The organism is Aquirufa sp. TARAVU-A1A, from assembly GCF_054558675.1.
This window is the reverse complement of sequence record NZ_JBPXKP010000004.1, coordinates 43,815-67,659: the sequence shown is the minus strand read 5'-3', so window position 1 is coordinate 67,659 and position 23,845 is coordinate 43,815. Positions and strand designations below refer to the sequence as shown.

The following is a 23,845-nucleotide window of genomic DNA, read 5'->3' as shown; positions in this document are numbered from 1 at the left end:
AAAACAAAAACGATGAAAAAATTATTCATTTTAATTTCTCTTCTTTCAGCCATAAAAACCATGGCTCAAACGGGCATAGGCACCACGAGCCCAGATCCATCAGCAAAATTGGATGTAAGTGCCTCCAATAAAGGTTTTTTACCACCTCGCGTCACGCTTACCAGTTTAACGGTGGCAAGTCCCATCACAAATCCAGCCGAAGGCTTATTAGTGTATAATAATGGGGCTAATTTAAACGTACCAGCAGGATATTATTATTGGAATGGTGCAGCCTGGGCGACGATTGCTACGGCAACGGGTGCAGGACTACAAGCATCAGATATGGTCAAATTATATAGCAAAACATATTCTACAGCGGCTGGCGACATCGGTAATGCCAATGGCTTTAGTTTTACAGTACCCGTTTCTGGTAGATATTTGTTTGATTTTTCAAGTACAGCTTATTATAATCAAGCCTCTGCCACGATAACGTTCAAAGTGAGGCAAGGCACAACAGATTTAGCAACCGATTCACAAACCAGTGCGAATAACAATGTGCATGTCGAATATAACGGAAAAGTAGAAGTGAACCTCGTGGCGGGAACTACGTATAATTTACTTGTATCGATCATTGGAAGTAGAGATGGTGGAGATTATGATCGTGTATACATGAAACAGGTTTCAGGCAATCTGCCCATTGAACCTGACCGGGTAGCGAAATATGCGGATGCGGGAGTCGCTGTTTCCTTTGGAGATCTTCAAGCTACGATTACAACAGCTGGTTCTAGGAGTCTTGTCATTAGAACCACAGGAGCTAGTTTTACAGCCATAGTTTCAGCCTATACCACCTACAATGGTGCCACTGGGACTAATGGATTTACCTATTATTCAGACAAATCCCAAACAGTGAATTCAACTTGGAGCTATCCCGGAGGACAGACCTGGAGTTTTGGACAAGAAGGTGATGTTGCCATTTATTATATCCGAGATTATACCAATGGTCGGTTTTTTCGAATAACAGCGATGATTGGGCCGGGGTATTCGAGTAATATGATTTCGATTGAGAAACTGATTTAATGTAGAGACGCGATACTTCGCGTCTTTAGACGTTGGACTTTGGACATTGGTCAGTGGACGGTTGCTCTTTCGCAAACCTTTGTAGAGACGCGATACTTCGCGTCTTTAGACACTGGACGTTATAGACATTAGACGTTGGAAGTTTGCTCTTTGGCAAACCTTTCAGGATTGCCAAAGTTTGAGACGCATAAAATGCATCGATTCCCCAGACTAAAGTCTGGGGTTAAGAATAAAAAACCCCAGGTTTTAACCTGAGGAATAGACACGAGGTATCGCGTCTCTACAGTATAATGTCTAACGACCCATATTTTATAACCCCAGGTTTTAACCTGGGGAAATAGACGCGAGGTATCGTGTCTCTAAAGTCCAAAGTCTAACGTCTAATGTCCAACGTCTAGGAGTATATATTCCTTTCCAAAAACCCATTCTTCCACTTCCCTGCCGGATCCATCTCCTTCGCTAAAGCCACAAAATCTTTGAATTTCGGATATCGGCTATGTAAATCTGCAGGCGCTATCGTGAAGATTTTACCCCAATGCGGCATGTAATTGAACGGTTTTAAGGCCGCTTCCACTTTAGGTAAAACAGCCATCACCTTTTCCGTTTCGGGTTTCCAAGTGAAGTGGAAGGCGATGACGTCTTGTTTATAGGCGGGGCTCAACCATAATTCATCCGCCGCGATGCTGCGAATTTCTGTCACAAATAAGATGGGCGAGACTTCTGGATGCAATTTTTCCAAAGCCACCAAAGCATCATAGGCATGTTTGCGCGGCACAAAAAACTCCGACTGCAATTCAGCGCCATTACTAGGCGTGAAACCCATCTTGAAATGCGGTAAACGTTCATACCATGGACCGGGAACGCCCATTTGGTCCGTACAATTAATCGGAGAATTTACTTTGATCGGGTGTAAATTGGTCGTAGCTGCCGTCGCACCCAAGATCGTTTTCGGACCTGGTTTGAAAGTACCCTCTACCTTTTTCTTGACCCATAATTGGTTGATGTTATTGTCCAACCAATGCGTGAACATGGAAACGGAATAACCAAGGCCAAAAATCGTATCAATATTTCCCTTCAATGCCGATATGGGTAAGTTTTCATATACTTCCTGTGTCACCTCAAAACGAGGATATACCTTCAGGGCAACTTTGGTCACGATTCCCAAAGCGCCAATATTCACCACCGCGCCATAAAATTTGGGATTCGTTTTATCAAACAAAACTAAAGTCCCATCCGCCTTCATAATCTCGATGGCCTCAACCGCCGTAGATAAATTACCTGTCGTACCACCCGAACCGTGCGTTGCAGTAGCACAAGCACCCGCCACCGAAATATGGGGCAAAGATGCAAGATTATGAATGGCATAGCCTCTTTGGTCAATCCACAATCCTAAATCCCCGTATTTAATCCCCCCTTCTGCCCAAACAAGGCCTTTGGCAGTATCCAATGAAATGACCTTGTTCAATTTGGAAGTAGAAATCAAGGTCTCCGTCGTATCCGCCACCGTATTAAACGAGTGCTTCGATCCCAAAGCCTTTCCTTGCTTAATTTCCAGCACCGCTTTCCGCAATTCTTCAATGGTTGTTGGATACACTACCTGCTTCGCATGGTAGCGCAAATTGCCTGCCCAGTTGGTGAGACCCGTATCTGCCTTTTGAAAACTCAATAGCGATCCGCTGAATGCCAAAAGGGCTGAGGATTTAATAAATTCAATTCGTTTCATAGGTAAAAAGAGTTAAGAGTTAAGAGGTAAGAGTTAAGAGTTAAAAGGTACCCCCCAAGGTTTTAGCTTAAGGATCCCCAAGCTAAAACCTGAGTTTAAAATTATTATAACCCCAGGTTTTAACCTGGGGAAAAAGACGCGAAGTATCGCGTCTCTACAGGACTTCAAAAAAGCTATGCTTCACCACCCCAACCACTTTGGCACCATCGGAAACAAATAGGCGCTTATTCAACCAAGTATAGCGTTCATCATTGGTTTCAAATCGCGAAAAAGTCCGCATATAACCCCCATCGCGCAAGCCTTGATTTGTTAAGTAGATCAAAGCTCCATCATCTGTTTTCAAGGTATAACGCGTATCAATTTCTACCACGCCATCTGCACGAATCTGCTGCCAATCACCGCCTCCTTCTAGGATAGTTCCATTTAAGTCCTCCGACCAAAACTTACCACCCATCACACGGACGATTCTTCGAGTTCCTAAGTCTTGAACTTCACCTAACACAATCTCAGCTTCTAAAAATAATTTCAATTCCATCAGGCTTTGGCATTTAAGGTTTCAACATCAAATCCGGCAACTTTCTTGTAATGGGCCATCACTTCGGCCAATTCGGCATGCGGTACCTCGCCTTCTTGAAATCCCTTTGGAAAACGTTCTTCCATCAAATCCATGATAAAATCGGGACCCTTTTGTCGGTTCTGCAACACCACCTGAGCCGTCGCAGGCACACGTTCCGCATCATAAGCCTTCAATGCTTCAATCGCATCAACATGATTTTGTAAGGCTATTGCCAAAGCATCCGCATCCAAAATCGCCTGTGAAGCACCATTTGAGCCTATCGGGTACATCGGATGCGCTGCATCACCTAATAAAGTCACCCGACCGAAAGACCAACGAGGCAATGGATCGCGGTCCGACATCGGAAATTCGAATATTCCTCCGTTCGTATTCTCAATCATTTTAGGCACATTGATCCAATCAAATTGCCAAGCTTGATATATTTCCAATAATTGCTCCTTCCCTACAGTTCGATTCCAATCGCGCACCGTAATCTCCTTTCCAGACGCCTGACGTAAATTGGCAACCCAGTTGATAAGTTGGTTTCCATCTTCATCCAATTCTTTTGAAATCGGATAAATTACCATTTTCTGCTTCATCGAACCAATCATCGCCATGGAAGCTCCCGTCAAATAGGGTTTCATACGCGCCGTTCCTCGGTACAAAACATTCCCCAAAAATACTACACCACCTTCATCCGGATATAATTTCTTCCGTAACGTGGAATGAATTCCATCGGCACCGATTAAAATATCCCCAACAACCTCAGCTAAATGTTCACCTGATTCCTTCTCTACGAAAGTCACTTTGACCTGATCGCCCAAATCTTCATAATCTTGCAAATGTGCATTGGCATGCAATTTATCTGGCCCCAAAACACACATGGCTTCTTCCCACAACAAAACCTGAAACTTACCACGGTGTATCGAAAACTGCGGCCAGCGATAACCGGCATGCTTTCCGCGGGGCTCCGACCAGAAAAATTGGCCTTGTCGGTTGGCATATACCAACTCCTCCGTTCCGACGGCAATCTGCGCAATCTTATCCTGCAAACCCAAATTCGTCAAAACTCGAACACAATGCGGTAATAAATTGATACCCACCCCGAGCGGAGTCACCTCTTTGACCGATTCAAACACATGCACATCATGGCCATCTTGGTGCAAGCGCATTGCCGTCACCAAACCACCTATTCCTCCACCAGCAATGATAATTTTCATAATTCAGGTTTAAAATTTTTCATTAAATCAACGAGCAATTCGACACTTTCGATGTCCATGCCATTGTACATGGAGGCTCTAAAGCCCCCAACTGTCGGAAATCCTTTGATACCCACCACATTATTTTTTGAACAATGTGCTAAAAATTGGCTTTCGATTTCCGGATTAATCGCACGGAAACAAGCGTTCAACACCGAGCGGTCTTCTTTGACAGCAATTCCCTCAAAGAAAGGATTTCGATCAATTTCCGCATATAATAATGCTGATTTTGCAATCGACCTGCGTTGCATTTCCTGTAATCCACCTTCCGCTTTGATCCAGCGCAACATCAATAAAGCAACATAAACAGGAAAAGTAGGAACCGTATGATAAAGCGATTGATTTTGAATATGTGTACGATAGTCAAAAATCGTAGGGACTTTGCGATCTCTGATGGATGGGAGGACTTTGGTATTCACCAACACACAAGTAATTCCAGCAATGCCAAAATTCTTCTGCGCGGAAGCAAAAATGATTCCAAAACGATCTACATCCAAAAGTTTGCTCAGGAAGTCGGAGGTCATATCCGCCACCAAGGGAATATCCACATCCGGATACTGATGGTATTGAATTCCTTCGATGGTTTCGTTGGAGACCACATGTAAGTATTTGGCATCAGCAGGTAATGACCAATTCTTTGGAATACGATCATAATGCGTTTCTGACGCAGAGGCCAATACATGCACCTGGGCTAATTCACGTGCGGCATCGATGCTCCGCAGTGCCCAAAAACCCGTATCCACGATGGCCATGGAATCGTTTAGTCCCAATAAATTCATGGGTGCGACAGCTAATTGCGAACTCGCGCCGCCCGGTAACCAAAGCACTTCAAAATAATCAGGTAATTGATATAATTCACGAACAAGCGCGCTGGCTTCCTCGATAATTTGCATGAATTCAGGCGCCCGATGGCTAATTTCAGCGATACTTAAACCGGATTGATTGTAATCGACGAGTGCCTCAGCGGCTTGTTGGAAAACGACAGCAGGTAAGGTCGCGGGACCCGGACTAAAATTATGTTTACGCATAACACGAAAATAGGAAAATATCATTAAACTGCGTAGGAGTTGACAAAAATCAATAAAAAAGCATGAGCCAATTTGTAAAAATTAAACAGTTTTGGAAATCAGTGGGACCCGGTTTGGTCACGGGAGCAAGTGATGATGATCCATCCGGCATTGCTACCTATTCACAAGCTGGTGCGCAGTTTGGTCTTATGACGCTTTGGACGACCATCATTACAATTCCATTGATGGCGGCCATTCAGCAAATGTGCGCGCGAATTGGCTTAGTCACTTCTCAAGGATTAACAGGAACTTTAAAAAAGCATTATTCGAAACCTGTATTATACATCATGTTGTTGTTTAGCACACCAGCAATCATCATGAATATTGGGGCGGATATTGCCGGAATGGGGGCTGTGGGAAATTTGTTATTTCCCCAAATTGAAGCGACCTATTTTAGTGTATTGTTCACAATCATTTTGCTAGGACTCATCATCTATTTACCCTACCAAAAAATTGCCTCAACACTCAAATACCTTTGCATTGTAATGTTGGTCTATTTTGTGGTCCCCTTTCTTTACAAGCAAGATTTTGGCCAAATTCTTTCATCAACGTTTATCCCTAAATTTGAATTTTCCAAAGCCTACTTGGCCATCATCGTGGGGATATTGGGAACGACGATTTCCCCCTATTTATTCTTTTGGCAGGCATCCGTGGAAGTGGAAGAAATGCAACATAAGAAGAAGCATTTGATGGTGAATAAGCGATTGATTCATGCCATGGAAAAGGATGTGGATTTCGGAATGGGTTTTTCGGGATTTGTGATGTATTTCATCATTTTGACAACAGGAACCGTTTTATACGGCGCTGGCATACATCAAATCGACACGGTGGAAGAAGCTGCGATGGCCTTAAAACCCTTGGCTGGGGATTTGGCCTATTTCTTATTTGCAACAGGCGTGATTGGAACTGGTTTGATAGCAATTCCTGTGCTGAGTGGCGCGCTTTCTTATATTTATGCGGAGACATTTGGATGGGAACAAGGACTCGATAAAAAATTTCATGAGGCCAAAGGCTTTTATGTCATCATTATGATTTCCCTTTTATTGGGCTTGTCGATGAATTACATAGGCATCTCACCTATTCAGGCCTTGATTTATACAGCAATTTTATATGGTGTAACGGCACCTGTGTTGATCGGAATCATTCTACACATCTCCAATAACAAATCCATCATGGGTGAATATACGAATACCCGCTACCTGAATGTGATGGGGACCATCGCGATGCTTTTGATGGCCGCGGCGGCGGTGGCGTTGGGGGTACTATATTAGACATTAGACGTTGGACGTTGGACGTTGGCTATTTGTAGAGACGCATTACCTCGTGTCTGAATCCCATTTTGTAGAGCCGCTATACCTCGCGTCTGAATCCCTTTTTGTAGAGACGCGATACTTCGCGTCTGAATCCCTTATTTGTAGAGACGCGATACTTCGCGTCTACGACCCCAGACTGAAGTCTGGGGTTATTAGTTTTATAGATTAGACGCGACGTATCGCATCTCTACAGTCCAAAGTCTAATAACCAATATTTATATCCCCAGGTTTTAACCTGGGGATTAGACGCGAGGTTTCGCGTCTCTACAGTCTAAAGTCTAAGGTTTAAGGTCCAAAAAAAAACACCCACCTTTTCAGATGAGTGTCTTCGTGGACCAGCATGGGCTCGAACCATGGACCCCCTGATTATGAGTCAGATGCTCTAACCAACTGAGCTACAAGTCCCCATTAGATTGAACTAATGTGCTGCAAAATTAATTAATTATTGCTTTCGAACTAATTTGGAGCGAATATTTTCTAAATTTAAGGCTTGAAAAAACGCTAGCTCGTTACCATGTTTCCTACTAAAATCATCAATGATCCGATTTACGGCTTCATTAAAATCAATAACCCTTTCATCCTCAAACTGATCGATCATCCCTTCGTTCAACGTTTGAAACGAATCAAACAATTAGGCCTAGCCGAATTTGTTTACCCAGGTGCGCATCATACACGTTTCCACCATGCTTTAGGTGCCATGCACCTCATGGACGAAGCTTTAAATAATTTAAAGGCCAAAGGTTATGCCATCTCTGACGCCGAAATGGAAGCGGCCGAAATTGCCATTTTATTACATGACATCGGACATGGCCCCTTTTCCCATGTATTGGAATATACATTACTAAACCATGTTCATCATGAGGAGATCTCAAATCTCATCATGGAGAAATTAAACGAACATTTTGATGGCCGATTAAGTTTGGCAATCTCTATGTTTGATGATTCCTATTCACGAAAGTTTTTTCATCAGTTGATCTCAAGTCAATTGGATGTTGACCGCTTAGATTACCTTTCCCGTGATTCGTTTTACACAGGTGTGCGCGAAGGATTTATCGGCTCTGAACGTCTATTAAGTATGTTAGACCTACAAGACGAGAATCTTGTGATGGAGGAAAAAGGAATTTATTCCATTGAAAATTTTTTGATGGCGCGCCGTTTGATGTATTGGCAAGTGTATTTACACAAAACTGCCATTGCCGCAGAAACAATGTTGATTCAAATTCTTCGTCGGGCGAAATACCTCATTAATCAAGCTAAACCTTTGAGCTGCTCCAAAGCTTTGATGCAATTCCTAAGCAAAGAATACACCTGGGAAGAATTTAGCGCAGATCCTAAGCTATTAATCGCCTTCACAGATTTAGATGACCATGACGTTTGGGCTGCTATTAAAACCTGGAAAGATTCTGACGATAAAATCTTGTCGCTATTATGCTCCCACTTTTTGAGTCGGAAATTGTTTACCTGTAAACTTGGGAGCCAACCGCTTCCCAAGTCAAAACGCACAGAGATCTCCGATGAGATCAAATCAACGCTACAAATTACAGATGAAGAATTATCTTACTTTGTCATCGAAGGTTCTACCAGTAACTCAGCCTATGTGCAAGGAGATAACACGATTAAAATCGTCGATAAACTAGGTCAAGTGGTCGAGCTAACTGAGGCATCTGACCTCCCAACGATACAAGCCTTGAGCAAGATTGTGAAAAAATACTATTTTTGTTGCCCAAAGAGCGTATATTTGCAAGGTGAATTGAACGCATAATCATTCTTAATTCCACATACCCTATATGAAGTTTACCGTTGACCAAATAGCGACCATGATTCAAGGAGCAGTAGAAGGCGACGGAAAACAATTCATTACGGGTTTCGATAAAATCGAAGAAGGCAAATCAGGAAGTATTTCTTTCCTATCCAACCCAAAGTACGAACCTTATTTATACGAAACTGACGCTACAGCTGTCATCGTTTCAGCTGATTTAGTATTAAAATCCCCCGTTAAATCAACGCTTATCCGCGTCAAAGAGCCTTATGTGGCTTTTACAATCTTGTTACAAAAGTACCAAGAAATGATGTCGGAGCGTGAAACAGGTATTCGCCTAACAGCTCATATTGCTGGGGGAATTAAAATGGGAAAAGAGCCATTTGTAGGCCACTTATCCTTAATCGACTCGCAATCAAGCATAGGTAATTATACGAGCATACATAACCACGTCAGCATCGGAAAAAATGTACATATTGGCGACAATTGCATCATTTATCCAGGTGTAGTCATTTATAAGGACACGATTATTGGTAACAATGTGATTATTCATGCCAATGCGGTCATTGGCGCAGATGGTTTTGGTCATGCTCCTCAAGCAGATGGAACCTATAAAGCAATTCCTCAGCTAGGAAATGTAGTCATTGAAGATGATGTAAGTATTGGTGCCAATGCCACAATTGATCGTGCAACCATGGGTTCTACGTTCATTCGCAAAGGTGTCAAATTAGATAATTTAGTACAAGTTGCCCACAATGTAGAGATTGGCGCCAATACCGCCATCGCAGCACAAACGGGGATTTCTGGTTCTACAAAAATAGGTGAAAACTGCCTCATCGGCGGACAAGTTGGCATTGCTGGTCACCTCAGCATTGCACCCAAAACCATCATTACAGGACAATCCGGCGTCACGAAATCAATCAAAACTCCCGGCCAAACCATGGGTGGTTTTCCTGCAACAAATAATGTTGACAATTTAAAACGTAGCGCATTAATCCGACAATTACCGGAGCTATTTGAAAAAATTAATAAAATTAAATAAGCGTACCCTTTCTTATGAATAATAAGCAACATACGATTTCAAAATCTGTCACGCTTTCCGGAGTCGGTTTGCACACGGGCGTTATAGCCAATATGACTTTTTTACCCGCTGCAGCCAATCACGGAATTAAATTTCAGCGTGTAGATTTACCGGGCCAACCGATCGCAGATGCGGACGTTGACTATGTCGTAGATACCTCACGCGGAACAACGATCGAGCACAATGGGGCTCGAATCAATACCGTTGAACACGTTTTAGCAGCTTTAGTAGGTCTTGAAATCGATAATATTCTTATCCAATTAGATGGACCTGAGCCTCCTATCATGGATGGTTCTTCTATCAAATTCGTGGAAGCCTTGAAAGATGCTGAACCTATCGAACAAGAAGCGCATCGTAAATTCTTTGAATTAACCGAAGAGGTTCGTTTCAAGGACTTAGACAAAGGAATTGAATTAGCTGCTTTGCCGCTAAATGATTACCGTATCGCCGTGATGGTGGATTATAACTCGAAATTCTTGTCGAGCCAACATGCCAACTTAAGTCATGTGTCTCAATTTGAGAAAGATTTCTCCATGTGTCGGACTTTCTGTTTCGTACATGAATTAGAAGCTTTATATAAAGCAGGATTGATCAAAGGGGGTGATTTAAATAATGCCATCGTGATTGCTGATAAAGACTATTCTGAAACGGAATTAGCACATTTATCTGAAGTATTAGGTAAACCGAAAGTATCCATTTCCAAGGAAGTAGGTATCTTAAATAATACGAATCTTCATTTCAACAATGAAATGGCTCGCCATAAATTGTTGGATGTGATGGGGGATTTGGCATTAGTTGGCCGACCAATCAAAGCACAGATTTTGGCATCTCGCCCAGGTCATGCTTCGAATGTGGAATTGGCTAAAAAAATCAAGAAATTGATGTTGGAGACAGAGAAAAATAACGTCCCAGTTTACGACCCCAAACAACCTCCTATCTGTTCACACGAACGGATTTACGAATTATTACCACACCGTTATCCGTTCCAAATGATTGATAAAATCATTTACCTGGACGATAACAGCGTAGTTGGGGTTAAAAACGTAACCATGAATGAGAATTATTTCATGGGCCACTTCCCGAACAACCCCGTTATGCCTGGCGTTATGCAGGTAGAAGCGATGGCTCAAACGGGTGGTATTCTCGTTTTAAGTTCTGTTCCTGATCCTGAGAATTATTGGCCGTACTTAGTGGGCATCGAAAACTGCCGCTTCCGTAAAAGTGTCATTCCAGGGGATACCGTTATTTTTAAATGTGAATTAACTGCGCCAATTCGTCGGGGTATTGCCAAGATGATTGGAAAGGCCTATGTAGCCGGACAAGTAGTTTGTGAAGCTGAAATGACGGCTAGTTTAGTTAGAAAATCTTAGGTATTTGATCATGAGTCAACCACTTTCTGTAATACATCCTAATGCCAAAATTGCTGCCAATGTCAGCATTGACCCTTTCTCTGTCATTCATGAAGATGTAGAAATAGGCGAAGGTACCTGGATCGGTTCCAATGTAACCATTTTTCCCGGTGCAAGAATCGGTAAAAATGTACGCATCTTCCCAGGTGCAGTTATCTCAGCTGTTCCACAAGATTTAAAATTCGGTGGAGAAATCACAACTGCAGAAATTGGTGACAACACAACCATTCGCGAATGTGCTACGATTAATCGGGGTACGTCCGACAAACAAAAAACGGTTATTGGCAAAAACTGCTTAATCATGGCTTATGTCCATGTGGCGCACGATTGCATCATTGGTGATAATTGTATTTTAGCGAATTCCGTTCAAATGGCTGGACACGTGACCGTCGGCGATTTTGCGATTATCGGAGGTTCATCTGCGATACATCAATTTGCATCAATTGGCCGCCACGTCATGATTTCCGGTGGTTCATTAGTTCGCAAGGACGTCCCTCCTTTCACAAAGGCTGGTCGGGAACCGCTTAGCTATGCAGGTATCAATTCTGTAGGATTACGCCGTCGCGAATTTAATGATGCTCAAGTTGCTGAAATTCAAGATATCTATCGTTACGTATATCTAAAAGGTTTGAACAACCAAGAGGCCTTGAATCAAATCGAATCCAACATTCCTCAATCTGCTTACCGCGACGAAATCGTTGATTTTATTCGCAACTCGGAACGTGGAATCATGAAAGGATAAAACGCTCCCATGAAGATCATTGCCACAGGTATTCACAAGAAATTCCGTCAAGAATGGGTCTTCAAAGCGTTAAACTACACGTTTGAATCCGGAAAATCCTATGCAATTATAGGTCAAAATGGTGCAGGGAAATCTACCCTCCTAAAGACCCTTGCCCAATATAGCCTACCGAATAAAGGAAAGGTTGAATTTGAAGGGATAACGGAAGATGTCAACAAACAAATCAGCTTTGCTGCCCCCTATTCCGAACTAATCGAAGAATTTACCCTTCCCGAATTATTAAACTTCCTGATTCAAATTGATTTTCTTTCAACTCGATGGGATTTTAATACTTTCACATCCTTCATCGACCTCAAACCCTCCGAAACGAAATACATTAAGAACTTCTCGTCCGGAATGCGCCAAAAAGTTAAGTTGGGAATTGCTTTAGCTGCTGATCGTCCCATTCTTTGTTTAGATGAGCCAACTTCCAATTTGGATGAAACAGCAAAAAACTGGTTTTACAAGGCTTTAGAAAGCCAAAGGCATAAGTTAATTCTTATCGCTTCCAATGAACAAGCAGAAATTAATTTGTGTACGGATCAACTCGCCATTGCCGACTACAAGGTTTAAGCGAATTTCAAATCCAATCGCAGGCGAATTAATCCGATTAAAACAGAGCATATTCCCACGAAATATAGGACACTACTGCCATCGATGACACCCTTGCTCATTTGTTGGTAATGTGCATACACCGACCAGGTTTCCATCGCAGGAATTTCCTGTAGGCCTTGCCAACAAGCGAAATTAAAGACTAAACCGAGGACAAAGGCCAAGGATTGCTTAGAGACTAGCACAGAAGCTAAAGTTGACAAACAGATAAACACCGCACAAAGCATTATTAATGCCGTGTAAGCACCAATTATCAAAGAAGCATCATAATTCCCCTCAGGACTGCCGAGTTGGCCAATCGAATAGACGAAAATACCTGTGGGAATTAATATGACCATTACGAGCATAAAAGTCCCCAATAATTTACCGAACACGATAGAGTTCATGGAAACCGGTAAGGTTCTTAATAAATCAAACGTGCGCATTTCAAACTCTTCCGCAAAAGAGCGCATGCAAATAGTAGGAATAAAAAACAGAAAAAACCAGGGGCTTAAATCAAAGAAAACCTGCATTTCAGCAAATCCATAATCGAGGATGTTGCCATCCAACCACCACAAATAAATCCCCATCAAGACATAAAAAGCCGTCATAATACCTAATCCCAAAAAGGAACTAAAGAAATGACTTAACTCTTTTCGGATGATTGCTAGCATGCTTATTCGTCAAACATCGGTTTTTCACGCTTCATAATTCCTGAAACGATAAGACCTAAAACAAATAGAAAGAATGTGGTGGCTACAACAACCATAACAAACTGAACACCTGGACCTAGCATCATATTCGTAATCTTTTCCGCATCTTGAATCTGACTTTCCGACATGCCTTGATCTTCCAGCCGCTGGCGCGCTAAATCCATTTGCTTTTGAATTACAGCATTATCAATAAAATTGATGTAAATGTAGTTAAATCCACCTGCAACAAGTCCCCAGATAGCACCCAACAAAGTTGAACTTCCTAAGCCCTCTCCATAAGTTAAATATCCGCCTTGTTGCTCTCTTACCTCTTTTAAAGCCAAAAACAACACCGTAACATTCACTACAAAGGTTACCAAAAAAGAAACCCAACCTAATGTTTCCGAAAAGTCCTCTGCCAAACCCGAATACTGCGAAACAACGGATACGAGAAAGCTAATCAAGCCACCAATAATGCCCCATTTAATAAGAATCAAACTTTTAGATGATGTATTCGTTTCCATATTTATTGTTTGTAATAAAGTGAAATTAACAAATTTGGTAAAAATGCAAGAAACAACTTTTGGCTAAATTCATCACGCGCAATGCTAAATGCATTGATACCTTGAATACCTTGCATCAGTTGGAAATAATACTCCTTCCCCTCCTGCTTAATGATCACATCCTTATATTGACCTAATTCATTCACGCTAATTCGAATGTAATCTTGAAGTACATCCAAACCTGACGCAGATTCATAAAAATAATAAAGAGCGAAGGCACCAATCAATGCAGTTATCACTACAAAAATATATTGATACAGGAATAATTTCAAAAAGTGAACCGAAGCGCCACGGTTGGCCCCTACCCAGTTTTTAGCCAAATATACTTGAGCCAATAAAACGATAACAAAAGACGGCGCCTTTTTACCAGCCAATGGAATAATGCCATTAACAGTTAATGCATAACAATAAACGCCCATCAATAACACGCATACTAAACTCACACCGATCAATCGGGGCCAAATACCTTTTAACTCACTCATCGTTGATACAAAATTTGATCTCCTTTAATCACATGGCTAATCTGTGTTGAAAATGTCTCCCCAAGGAAACAAGAATTCTTCGATTTTCCCACAATATTGCTTTCTTGGTAAACATGCTGAACTCCTCGCTCAAACAGAACTACTTTCACAGAAGAACCCTCCTCGATAACGGGCAATTGAATTCCTAATAAAGTTGCCGGCTTACGTGTAACATAATCTAGGTAATTCGTCAAACCACGCTTTTCTGCTGCATCTACAAAAGCGACTAACAAGGTTTCAAGTCCAATCGTCCCAAAATCTGCATGATCAAATTCCAAGGCTTTTGATTCAAATTCTACCGGCTGGTGATCCGAAACCACCGCATCAATGCTACCTGCAGCTAAGCCCTTCCACAAAGCCTCCAAATCAGAGTTCGCTCGGAAAGGAGGAAATACCTTCTTATTCGTATCAAAATCAGCTATGGCATCTTCTGTATAAATCAGTTGGTGTACAGCCACATCAGCCGTTACGGGTAATCCTTCCGACTTGGCGGCTTGAATCAAATCAACTCCCGCAGCAGTCGAGATACAAGAAAAATGCAGTCGAAAATCAGCATGCGCTAAACCAAAGGCATTCGCACGCACATAACGTAACAAATCCAAATCTCGTTGGATGCTCATACTTTCACTTAAAACGGGGATTCCTTTTAAGCCTAATAAGGTGCTTTGTAATCCTTCGTGAATCTGACCATAGAGGGATAAGGCCTCCGTGTCCGGCCGACTAACAATCGTCACAGGCAAGGTTTGCATGTATTGAAGGCTTTTAGACATCAAATCCACAGCTTGCAAAGAACCCGCACCATGGCCAAACCATGTCGCCCCAGCACGATGTAAATCAAATAAATCAGTAAAATTCTCCCCTTTATTATCCACACTCAAAGGAGCCATGGGATAAAAAGAAATGGCATCTGATTTTTGGCTGATAAACCGAATCGCATCAGCTTGTTGGGGCACCGGCGAACCCGTAGGCAACAACAACATATCCAACACGCCTCCTTTCAGGGCCGCTTTTCCTAAACTATCCCAATCTTCCCGATGTTCACCACCAGGTAAGGTGTTGTGTACACGTAGATCGACAACAGAAGGACTCAAATGCAATTGATTTCCCGCAATGACGACATCAGCATTTTCTTCAATGGATGAAGCGATCTGAATCCATAGACCATTTTCTGCCAACAAATCCATCGTCTTCCCAGCAAAGCTTGAGCGAGAGTCTGATACTAAAACTGATTTAAATAAAATCCGCATGTTTGATATAAGCTAAAAAAAAACCCTGAAATCAGGGTTTTAAAAATCAATGTCCAACAAATGCTTGATAGGTCGTTACATCCATCAATTGATCAATGTCGCCCAAATCACTTGGTTTCATTTTCACAACCCAACCTTCACCAAATGGATCCGAGTTAACTAACTCAGGGCTGTTATTTAAATTCGTATTAAATTCAATAATTTCTCCTGCTACCGGTAAGAACAAATCCGATACCGTTTTCACAGCCTCTACTGTTCCAAACACAGCATCTTGCGCGATGGTCTTCCCTACCGTTTCCACCTCAACAAAGATAATATCACCTAATTCACTTTGTGCGAAATCCGTAATACCTACAATCGCTACATCACCCTCAATCTTAATCCACTCGTGTTCTTTCGTATACTTTAAATCTGCTGGGAAATTCATATGTTCGTATTTTTTTGCTTGCAAAGGTCATTAAATTCAGGCTTGATTGCAAAAATTTTACCGGAATTATTCTAAACTATATCGGATCTGAAAACCACCTGCCACCGTCGAACGGTAGAATGAATTGGAAACCAAAGGGTTATTCATCATTTTATCAAAATATGCGGTAACTGATAATTTATCACTCACCGAATAACTAATCTGTGGCCTAAATTGGAAATTCACAAAGCCCTGCGTCACAACGGTCTCAGCATCTAATTTACGCTGTAATGTTCGCGTATCTCGAATCGTTAAATTCATGTTGAAGCGTAAGTCGTTTGGTAAACGTACCGACCGACCATTGATCTTGAATGGAATCAACATATTGGCTTTTGTAAACCCAACCGCAAAGGTTAAATCTTTATTGGCCACCTCAGCTACCTGCGAATTCGCTAAATTCAAACCAACCGAACGATCCTGGTTGTATTCGAATCGTAATGAAACCCGACTCTTCGTAATCGCATTTACACCGATCAACGGAGAGAAACGCTCCGTGAACGAAATCGTACTCATCACATAAACCGGTATCAACGTATGTGTTTCTGGATCAAAGCGTGATGATAAAGGATACAAAAGACTATTCAAGGTCAGGTTTTGGAAGTCATTCGCTAGCTGCCCATATTCCAAAGATGACACAAAATTCCCCACACTATACGTACTCGAATACATATGCGTAATGGTAAACGAACTGAATTTCTTCGTAATACCCGGGAATAAATTCAAGCCATTATAATCTACTTTCCAGTTGGGCAACGGAATATCATAGAAAGGCGAATACTTCACATCATTCGCAGAAACACCTGAATAAGCGGCAAAGAACGAAGGAATCAACACATCTTGCGAGTTCTTATTATACATCCCCTCCGCAACCTTCGTCCGATTTAATCTAGCCATCAAGACCTCGCGATTCGAACGGAATTCCTCAAATACGACCGCAGGATCCTTAAACGCTGTCATAAAGGACAAAAACGACATCGAATAATTCCCCGAACGCAATGGACTCTGACTCTTAAATGGCCCTCCTATTTCCGTGGGACGGAAAAACTCTTGATAATTATCGCCTTTGTTATAATTTCCCTCAACCTGAATGCGTAAATCTTTCGTAGGCTCCAACTGCGTTGAATAACTGAATTTTTGTTGGCGCAACTGCGTAAATGGAACATTTTGAACGATACTCTTAGACAACCAACCATTCTCCGCGGCAGTAAAACGAATCTGATCACTTTGTCCACCACTCACAAAATCCAATCCAGGTGCCCCCCAATTTCCATTCATACCCAATCGACCTGGCGAAGGATTAAATCCTGGCAAAGTCGTTGATTCATTCATGGAATAATTCACTTGAATACCACGAAGCGTGAGCAACAAACGAGCGACCGACTTCAACGCATTCTTTGGCGCAATAATAATATCCTCATCATCCCCAGGATTTCGTGCCACATCTTTCGTTGTTGGATTACTTGAATTCACCCAACGCAAGGCACGAATACGATTATATAAAGAGACAAAATCCACCTTCCCATTGATTGAACGTTCCCGCGTATTCTTAATAATGTTACCAAAAGGAATATCCAAGGAATCCTTGATATTAAACGAATTAGCAAAATAATTATACCCAATGCGATGCGTATAATCCGCATTCATCCAATCCGTTAAAGGCAATTTCTGTAATGGCAATCGCCAAACCAATCCGGCTTGTTGGTCGAACTCCTTCGCCCTACCCAAAGCTCGAATATTAAACATGACAGAATCACGTTTGGCTTGCGTATCCAAATCACCAAAAGGCTCATCGATAATCGACTTCACATTCGCTGAATAATTGACAATCATGCTCTTCGTCAGATTCCAGTTCAACGCATACTGCCTATTAAAGAACCAATATTTCTCAAATTGTGGTGCTACACCTTCCGTTGTCAATTGCTGATTCCGCAATTGAGTCTTCACAAAACTCCGATCCATCTCCGCACGAACCGTAATCGAAGAAGGAATAATATTCAAATTCAAATCACGCAAAAGCGCAAGCCACTGAGTAGTAGAGGACATTTTCGCAAATGGCTCCCAGAAACTCGCAGAGGAGGTATAGCTATACAAAATACTTCCTCGCTGACTTAATTGTCGGTATGTCTCCGTCAACGTATTCGTCCGAATCATCTCCGAATACGCATAACTAAACGTAAAATTAGATAAGTCCCAAACATAGGCATGCTTTGCCAAAGAGGAACGAATCTTACGAACATTGGTAAAATTAAAGCCTTGTCGCTCCGTATTGTCTTCCACTAATTTTAAATAATCCGCACGCTTCGCCTGGGTCGAAAATTTACTGATGGCATCCGCTAAGAAAATATCGGGATCCAATGGATCAAATTGCGGCGCCACATTCCTACGATCATACGACACATAGAACGGAATCTTAAAGCCCCATTTCTGAGGTAAGAATTTATCTAAATTCAAGTTGGCCGTAATGCCATATTCCTTCGTATTATCCCGCGAACGATCGGAAATCTTGGATTGCACACCACCAAATCCATAATTCCGGAAACTACCATTCATGGTTATTTGACCTAAATCGGCCAACTTAATTCCCATCTTACCTAAGGCTGCAGCACCTGAAGTTTGATCAAAACCTGACGCCCTTAACTCATTTACCCAAACACAGAAGGATTTGTTTTGCCCATCTTTGGCTGTATTCCGAACACCAATCATCAAGACCATCGAAGCACTTTGATCTGGTCGGCCCATTACCGTCACACGATAAGTCTTACCCGTTGACGAAACCATATTCAACGTAAATCGCTCATTCAATGACTTCCCTTGTCGGTCACGCTCAATTTTCGCCTGCTTCAATAACTCGAATTCAACATCAAATTCATTGTCTTGTGGCCAAATCTCGATATCTAGACTTTGGCCTTTTTGCGTTTGACGTAAACCCGTTTGTTCTACTTCGTAATAATTATCCGTTAAATCCGTTCCGATTCTCAAGAATGCGGATACCTGACCATCTACTTGATCAGGACTTTGCATCGAAACAAACATGCGAAGACGCTTGTAATTGATAAAGTCAAATGATGAATTCTTAAATACCCCACGCGCATCGCCTGGACGTAAATTATCCACACATAAACTCATGGATTGCTCATTCAAACGTGCGTTATTAATCGTCGTTACATCCTGATCACGGACAAATCCAGGGGGCACAACATACGGAATCGTATTGGCTCCTTTGCTCGCAGGTCCATTTTCCTCAATATTAACCGATGAAATACGGAACTTCGCATCGTAGGTTTCCGGAATTTCTTGGCCATTTCGCTGATCTAAATTTCCAATAAACTTCCGATATGAATATCCCGATAACTGCAATTGTGCAAAACGCAAAACAACCGGATCTTGGAATTGACTCAACAACATACGGAAGAAACGTATGGATTTAAAACTCGAAATTTCACCCGCGGGAGTCGTATAATTACGTTTATCTTTAATCGGAATTCGGAATAAATACCAATCCACGCCCCCATCGTTCACCTTGTCAACCACAAATCCTTGGCCTACGGCTAAACCTCCTGGTTTCAAATCAACCTCATATTGAAAATAGGCTTCCACCTCATTCACTGTATTGTCATTATTCAAATCCTCACGATCCGGCATCATGGAATTGGCCTCGGTGACGTTAGAATTACTCGGATTATCCGTCGTAGGCGAATTATTTTCAATACCCATGTAATTCTTATATCGCTCGATGATACTACCCGTTGAATTAAATGAACTACTCAAATAATGAACAAAGTCATCCGCGGCTGGGTCAGCCTGAATCGAGGCAATCGCCTTCGCATCCGTCACACGCGACTTGGATTGAGCCAAATATTCAGCGAAATAGGTCGATTCGGAAATCGAACTATTTTCATTTACCTGATTAGGCAAACCATCCAACCCAATATCTTGCTGGCTTCTACCACCCTGATTATCAAATGCATTGATGACAAATTGACGCTTGGGTGCCAAACCCCAAAGGGTTTTCTCTACGTTTTGTGAAACGCCTGATACAATTTTTTCACCCGCTGGAATGCCATTTTCAAAATTAGAAAAGCCATCCGGAATAAAATCTTCCGAAACATCCCCTAAATGAAAGATTAATTTACCCCCCGTTGTATTGTTCTTATTAAATACCCCATCCCGAATTTTACCTGATTCGCCCGAAACAAAAGGATCCATCAACCAAAACTCAATTTGCTCTACATTCGAATTATCAAAATCCGTATCGGATGTAATCGCTCGGGTAATCGCACCAAAATTATTTTTCGGATTAGGTAATAATCCTTGTGCCGTCAGATTCGGATTAAAGTTGTAAATACCACGTTCTGATGGAAAATAAGCCACATCCAAAACACCCACAGGTAAATTGGTTATGTTATTCGCAAAATCCTTATTGGGAAATAAACCCTTGGGGGTAACCACACGCTCATAAGCGTAGGTATTAACTGTCGCCGGATCTAATCCAGGAACATCCAAGGCGAATCCTCCCGTACCATATAAACTGGCATCTACATTGTAGGCAGAAATTTTCGCCCGACGGAAGTTTGAACTTAAGTCACGAGGATTCGAAACAACATAATCTTTCGGTGTAGCGCCTGGACGCCATAAAGTGGGTTGCGAACTCAAGTTAAATACAACACGTGCCGACTCAAAATCATCGATAAACGCATTCCCTTGTACACGATCATTGACATTCGGAATTAATTTGGCAAACTCCCCCTGAAAATCAATCACCGAAGTTTCTTTCGTCGAGATAATAGGCAATGCATCTATCATCCGAGTCAATGCATTAGATTTCTTCAAAACACTGGCATCAAAACCAATCAAGGTATTATTGACCGGTTCATTCCCAATCGACACACGACGCAAAAAGGCAGGAGGTGTCTCGCTCATACTTTGAATTGTCGCCCCCAAATGCACATCTTGACCCAAATTATAATCCAAACGCGTACCTAATAAGGTACGAACCTGGTTGGTGAACAAATCTGGTTTTTCGTAGCAAACTTTGAGCTCTCTCCCCGACTGGAATACCCCCTCATTCAAAATCTTCACTTTTCCTGATTGCCCCTCTACAATGTAATCTGAACCAGCAACCAACGATTGTCCACCCGCTGACACTGTCACCGATTTCGGCTCAACACCAAAAGGCAAGGAAATGTCCCCACCTACACCCGCTTGAAAATTACCCTTGATAAAAAACTTATTCTTAGATGCTTGTTGGAGTGCATCTGTCTGAGTCAAACGATACAATTTATCAAACACATACTTATCCACTAAATTGGATTCCGAAGCCGTAAATTGTTTCTTTAAACTCGCTCCAAAAGGCTCTAAGACAGGAAAAATAATCTTACCATTTTTTGAATCAATGGTCACATCCTCGATGTAGTCAAAATTTCCATCAGGCTGAGGATCCCCAGCAAAATTCAATTTATCTAATCCTAAAACCTTCACCAAAGGAATATCTTTTACCTTCTCACCTTCAATCAGATTCGAATTATCGATCCCCGTCGCATCATCTTTGTAGATCAAACGCAATTGAAAATTCTGCTTATTCAATCCATTTGAATTCAAGGAATAGATGTTCTTCATCATCAAATCCCACATCGGATGTTGCAGGTGATTACGAATCGTGGACGACTTCAACATCTTCAAAATCAACACCTCATTATCTTGTCGGGCCTGGTAATCTTCCGTCAACTCTCCTACCTTATATTTCCGACCGTTAAACGTGTATTCATAGGCAACAGCTAGCACCTCATCATTACGAAGTGGAGCAACTAAGGATATATAACCCAGCTGGGAATTGAATTTAAATTCACGCTCGTTCAGGCGTTTGGCGCCTTTCAACATATCAAAATCAGTCCCGCGTTCTAAATTATAAGCAGATTCCAATTGATAGGAGGCCTGATCCGACTTACGAATTTGCACATCAGCTGTTAATTTCGCGTACAAACCATTGTTTTTATTATCAACCGTTTGACCTGCTAAAATAGGTTGAACTACAGCCTTATCCCGACTGTAGGGGTTGGATTCTCCTAAATCCGACAAGGCAACTAGATTACGCAAAGTTTCTGTGCTTTGGGTACGATTCGTTACGTAAACCTCTACACGCGTAATCGTGATTCCACTCGTGATAACAGGCAGATTTTGTAAAGATCGTTCGTAATTGTTTCGAAAAAAGGTCGATAAAAAGAAATGTCGGTTTTCATCGTATTGATCAGCCCGAAGTTCGAAAGAACGCCCTTGCGAACCACCTTTCATCGTGATACAATCTTGCTTAGAACGCTGCTGTGCTGCTACAACCGTCACATCCAAATTCCCAAAACGCAATAAAGTCTTTAAACCAAATAAATTCTGAACTCCGGGAATCAATTGCGAATTCAAGGTCCATGAAGTGTTACCCGCCTCAATATTTTGTAAAATATCCTCTTCCTGCGTCTTCCAATTCAACTTTAATTGATTTTGGAAATTGAAACTCGCCTTCGTATCGAAGTTGGCATTCAAATTCAACTTATCCCCAATCTTTCCTTGAAAGTTGATCTGCGCCTGTTCATTGAAAAACAAATTTCCCACATAACGCAATTGGACCGGTATTGCAGGATTATCCACATATTGACCTTGATAGCCAATATCCAATAACAAACTTCCATTCGGCTTAAAAGTGACTTCTGAACCCCCAAAAATACGATCGATGGCAGGGGGCAATTCTATTTTGGGGAATAAACCACGGGATTGAACACTGCTAGATCCATCCAAACTTTTGGAATAAGCATTCCAAAAATTCCGATTCACTAAACTATTTTGTTGGAGACTATAATCCGCAAAACTCTTGCTGTGCACAGGGCTCAAAGAAAATTCACCTAAACGACGCTCCTGCAAAACATTATCTCCGGAAATACGTGTAGTGGATTGAACCTGCGGAATGGAATAAATCGCAAAAGGTGATTTTTGCTTCGATGTAATTGAACTCGTTTTCTTAAGTTGATAACGTGGTTTTCTACCACTTTTTTCAACATTGAATGTTGAATCTATTTCTTGTGCCGACAATTCCAACGAACCACCAATCGCCATCAAGCTCGTAAAAGCTACCTGGAGGGTTCTATGAAAAATACGGTGCAAAAACATCCAAAAAGGGTTAAAAATAAATTAACGTAACGCGAGTTTAATTAATTGTTCAACATTCGAATCAGGATTAGCTTTAAGCAATTGATCCAAATTCTTTTCCGCAGCAACACGCGGAATTCCTAGCGTTACTAATGCGGCTAAAGCTTCTTGTTTAACACCAAAGGATGCATCATGCGATGCAGCACCAGCCTCAACAAACAAGGTATCTTTCTTACATTTATCCTTTAATTCTAAGATAACCCGTTGGGCCGTTTTAGATCCGATACCTTTAATGGATTGAATCAAGCCGATGTTTTCATTCATAATCGCCGAGCGAATCTCACTCGAGGAAAAGGAAGAAAGCATAACCAATGCCGTACTTAATCCGACACCCGATACCGACACCAAATCCAAGAACAGGTATTTTTCATCCATGGAATGAAAACCCACCAAGGTATGTGAATCCTCTTTAATCTGAAGATGCGTAAATAATTGGACGTTTTCGTTGCCGTCTTTCAGCGCATCGTAGGTTTGCAATGAGATTTTAACCTCATAACCTACCCCTTGCACATCGATGATGACATGCGTACGATCTTTGTGCGCTAATTTACCTTTTAGATATGCGATCAT

The 23,845-nt window shown here is 41.8% G+C and carries 18 protein-coding genes and 1 tRNA gene; 7 read left to right on the top strand and 12 right to left on the bottom strand.

The features are described 5' to 3' along the window. Positions 1–12: 12 nt before the first annotated feature. Positions 13–1,056 (top strand): hypothetical protein, encoded by a 1,044-nt coding sequence (locus V7S75_RS06615; protein WP_459512436.1) that lies wholly within the window; start codon positions 13–15, stop codon positions 1,054–1,056. A gap of 394 nt (positions 1,057–1,450) precedes the next feature. Here V7S75_RS06615 and V7S75_RS06610 read toward each other — a convergent pair whose 3' ends face one another. The 4 genes from V7S75_RS06610 to serC all read right to left on the bottom strand — a co-directional run bounded on the left by V7S75_RS06610 (position 1,451) and on the right by serC (position 5,622). Continuing rightward, positions 1,451–2,779, bottom strand: a complete 1,329-nt coding sequence (locus tag V7S75_RS06610; protein WP_459512434.1) for an FAD-binding protein — start codon at positions 2,777–2,779, stop codon at positions 1,451–1,453. Between the two features lie 154 nt (positions 2,780–2,933). After that, positions 2,934–3,314 carry a DUF3237 domain-containing protein gene (locus V7S75_RS06605; RefSeq protein ID WP_459512433.1) on the bottom strand — a complete coding sequence of 127 codons (381 nt, stop codon included), beginning with the start codon at positions 3,312–3,314 and terminating at the stop codon, positions 2,934–2,936. Next, positions 3,314–4,555 carry a flavin-dependent oxidoreductase gene (locus V7S75_RS06600; RefSeq protein ID WP_459512432.1) on the bottom strand — a complete coding sequence of 414 codons (1,242 nt, stop codon included), beginning with the start codon at positions 4,553–4,555 and terminating at the stop codon, positions 3,314–3,316. Before V7S75_RS06600 ends, V7S75_RS06605 begins: the two co-directional genes overlap by 1 nt. Then, positions 4,552–5,622, bottom strand: coding sequence for a 3-phosphoserine/phosphohydroxythreonine transaminase (gene serC / locus V7S75_RS06595; RefSeq protein ID WP_459512430.1), 1,071 nt, complete (start codon positions 5,620–5,622; stop codon positions 4,552–4,554). The genes V7S75_RS06600 and serC overlap by 4 nt, the downstream gene beginning before the upstream one ends. Before the next feature lie 62 nt (positions 5,623–5,684). On the opposite strand from serC, the gene V7S75_RS06590 reads away from it, so the two are divergent. Beyond that, positions 5,685–6,932, top strand: a complete 1,248-nt coding sequence (locus V7S75_RS06590) for an NRAMP family divalent metal transporter (RefSeq protein WP_459512428.1) — start codon at positions 5,685–5,687, stop codon at positions 6,930–6,932. Between the two features lie 373 nt (positions 6,933–7,305). Here V7S75_RS06590 and V7S75_RS06585 read toward each other — a convergent pair. Beyond that, positions 7,306–7,379, bottom strand: a tRNA-Ile gene (locus V7S75_RS06585). Between the two features lie 109 nt (positions 7,380–7,488). Here V7S75_RS06585 and V7S75_RS06580 point away from each other — a divergent pair. The 5 genes from V7S75_RS06580 to V7S75_RS06560 are packed head-to-tail and all read left to right on the top strand — an operon-like array spanning position 7,489 to position 12,577. Beyond that, positions 7,489–8,736 carry an HD domain-containing protein gene (locus V7S75_RS06580; protein WP_459512427.1) on the top strand — a complete coding sequence of 416 codons (1,248 nt, stop codon included), beginning with the start codon at positions 7,489–7,491 and terminating at the stop codon, positions 8,734–8,736. 25 nt (positions 8,737–8,761) lie between these two features. Then, positions 8,762–9,775, top strand: coding sequence for a UDP-3-O-(3-hydroxymyristoyl)glucosamine N-acyltransferase (lpxD, locus tag V7S75_RS06575; RefSeq protein WP_459512425.1), 1,014 nt, complete (start codon positions 8,762–8,764; stop codon positions 9,773–9,775). 14 nt (positions 9,776–9,789) lie between these two features. Then, the gene (locus V7S75_RS06570; RefSeq protein WP_459512423.1) at positions 9,790–11,184 is read left to right on the top strand and encodes a bifunctional UDP-3-O-[3-hydroxymyristoyl] N-acetylglucosamine deacetylase/3-hydroxyacyl-ACP dehydratase; all 1,395 of its coding nucleotides are present in this window, start codon (positions 9,790–9,792) and stop codon (positions 11,182–11,184) included. Between the two features lie 10 nt (positions 11,185–11,194). Beyond that, the gene (lpxA, locus tag V7S75_RS06565; RefSeq protein WP_459512421.1) at positions 11,195–11,965 is read left to right on the top strand and encodes an acyl-ACP--UDP-N-acetylglucosamine O-acyltransferase; all 771 of its coding nucleotides are present in this window, start codon (positions 11,195–11,197) and stop codon (positions 11,963–11,965) included. A 9-nt stretch (positions 11,966–11,974) separates the two neighbouring features. Further along, positions 11,975–12,577 carry an ABC transporter ATP-binding protein gene (locus V7S75_RS06560; RefSeq protein WP_459512419.1) on the top strand — a complete coding sequence of 201 codons (603 nt, stop codon included), beginning with the start codon at positions 11,975–11,977 and terminating at the stop codon, positions 12,575–12,577. On the opposite strand, the gene V7S75_RS06555 is transcribed toward V7S75_RS06560, so the two are convergent. From V7S75_RS06555 to ruvA, 7 genes are all read right to left on the bottom strand, one after another. After that, the gene (locus V7S75_RS06555; RefSeq protein WP_459512417.1) at positions 12,574–13,269 is read right to left on the bottom strand and encodes an ABC transporter permease; all 696 of its coding nucleotides are present in this window, start codon (positions 13,267–13,269) and stop codon (positions 12,574–12,576) included. The two genes, V7S75_RS06560 and V7S75_RS06555, sit on opposite strands and share 4 nt — an antisense overlap. Before the next feature lie 2 nt (positions 13,270–13,271). Next, positions 13,272–13,811: a DUF4199 domain-containing protein gene (locus V7S75_RS06550; RefSeq protein WP_459512415.1), complete on the bottom strand. Its 540-nt coding sequence runs from the start codon at positions 13,809–13,811 to the stop codon at positions 13,272–13,274. Between the two features lie 2 nt (positions 13,812–13,813). Then, positions 13,814–14,332, bottom strand: coding sequence for a hypothetical protein (locus V7S75_RS06545; RefSeq protein WP_459512414.1), 519 nt, complete (start codon positions 14,330–14,332; stop codon positions 13,814–13,816). Further along, positions 14,329–15,618, bottom strand: coding sequence for a dihydroorotase (locus tag V7S75_RS06540; RefSeq protein ID WP_459512412.1), 1,290 nt, complete (start codon positions 15,616–15,618; stop codon positions 14,329–14,331). The genes V7S75_RS06545 and V7S75_RS06540 overlap by 4 nt, the downstream gene beginning before the upstream one ends. 46 nt (positions 15,619–15,664) lie before the next feature. Beyond that, positions 15,665–16,045: a glycine cleavage system protein GcvH gene (gene gcvH, locus V7S75_RS06535; protein ID WP_459512411.1), complete on the bottom strand. Its 381-nt coding sequence runs from the start codon at positions 16,043–16,045 to the stop codon at positions 15,665–15,667. Positions 16,046–16,111: 66 nt separating this feature from the next. Next, complete coding sequence (gene sov / locus V7S75_RS06530) at positions 16,112–23,236, bottom strand: T9SS outer membrane translocon Sov/SprA (protein WP_459512409.1); 7,125 nt, start codon at positions 23,234–23,236, stop codon at positions 16,112–16,114. Between the two features lie 21 nt (positions 23,237–23,257). Then, complete coding sequence (gene ruvA / locus V7S75_RS06525) at positions 23,258–23,845, bottom strand: Holliday junction branch migration protein RuvA (RefSeq protein ID WP_377976256.1); 588 nt, start codon at positions 23,843–23,845, stop codon at positions 23,258–23,260.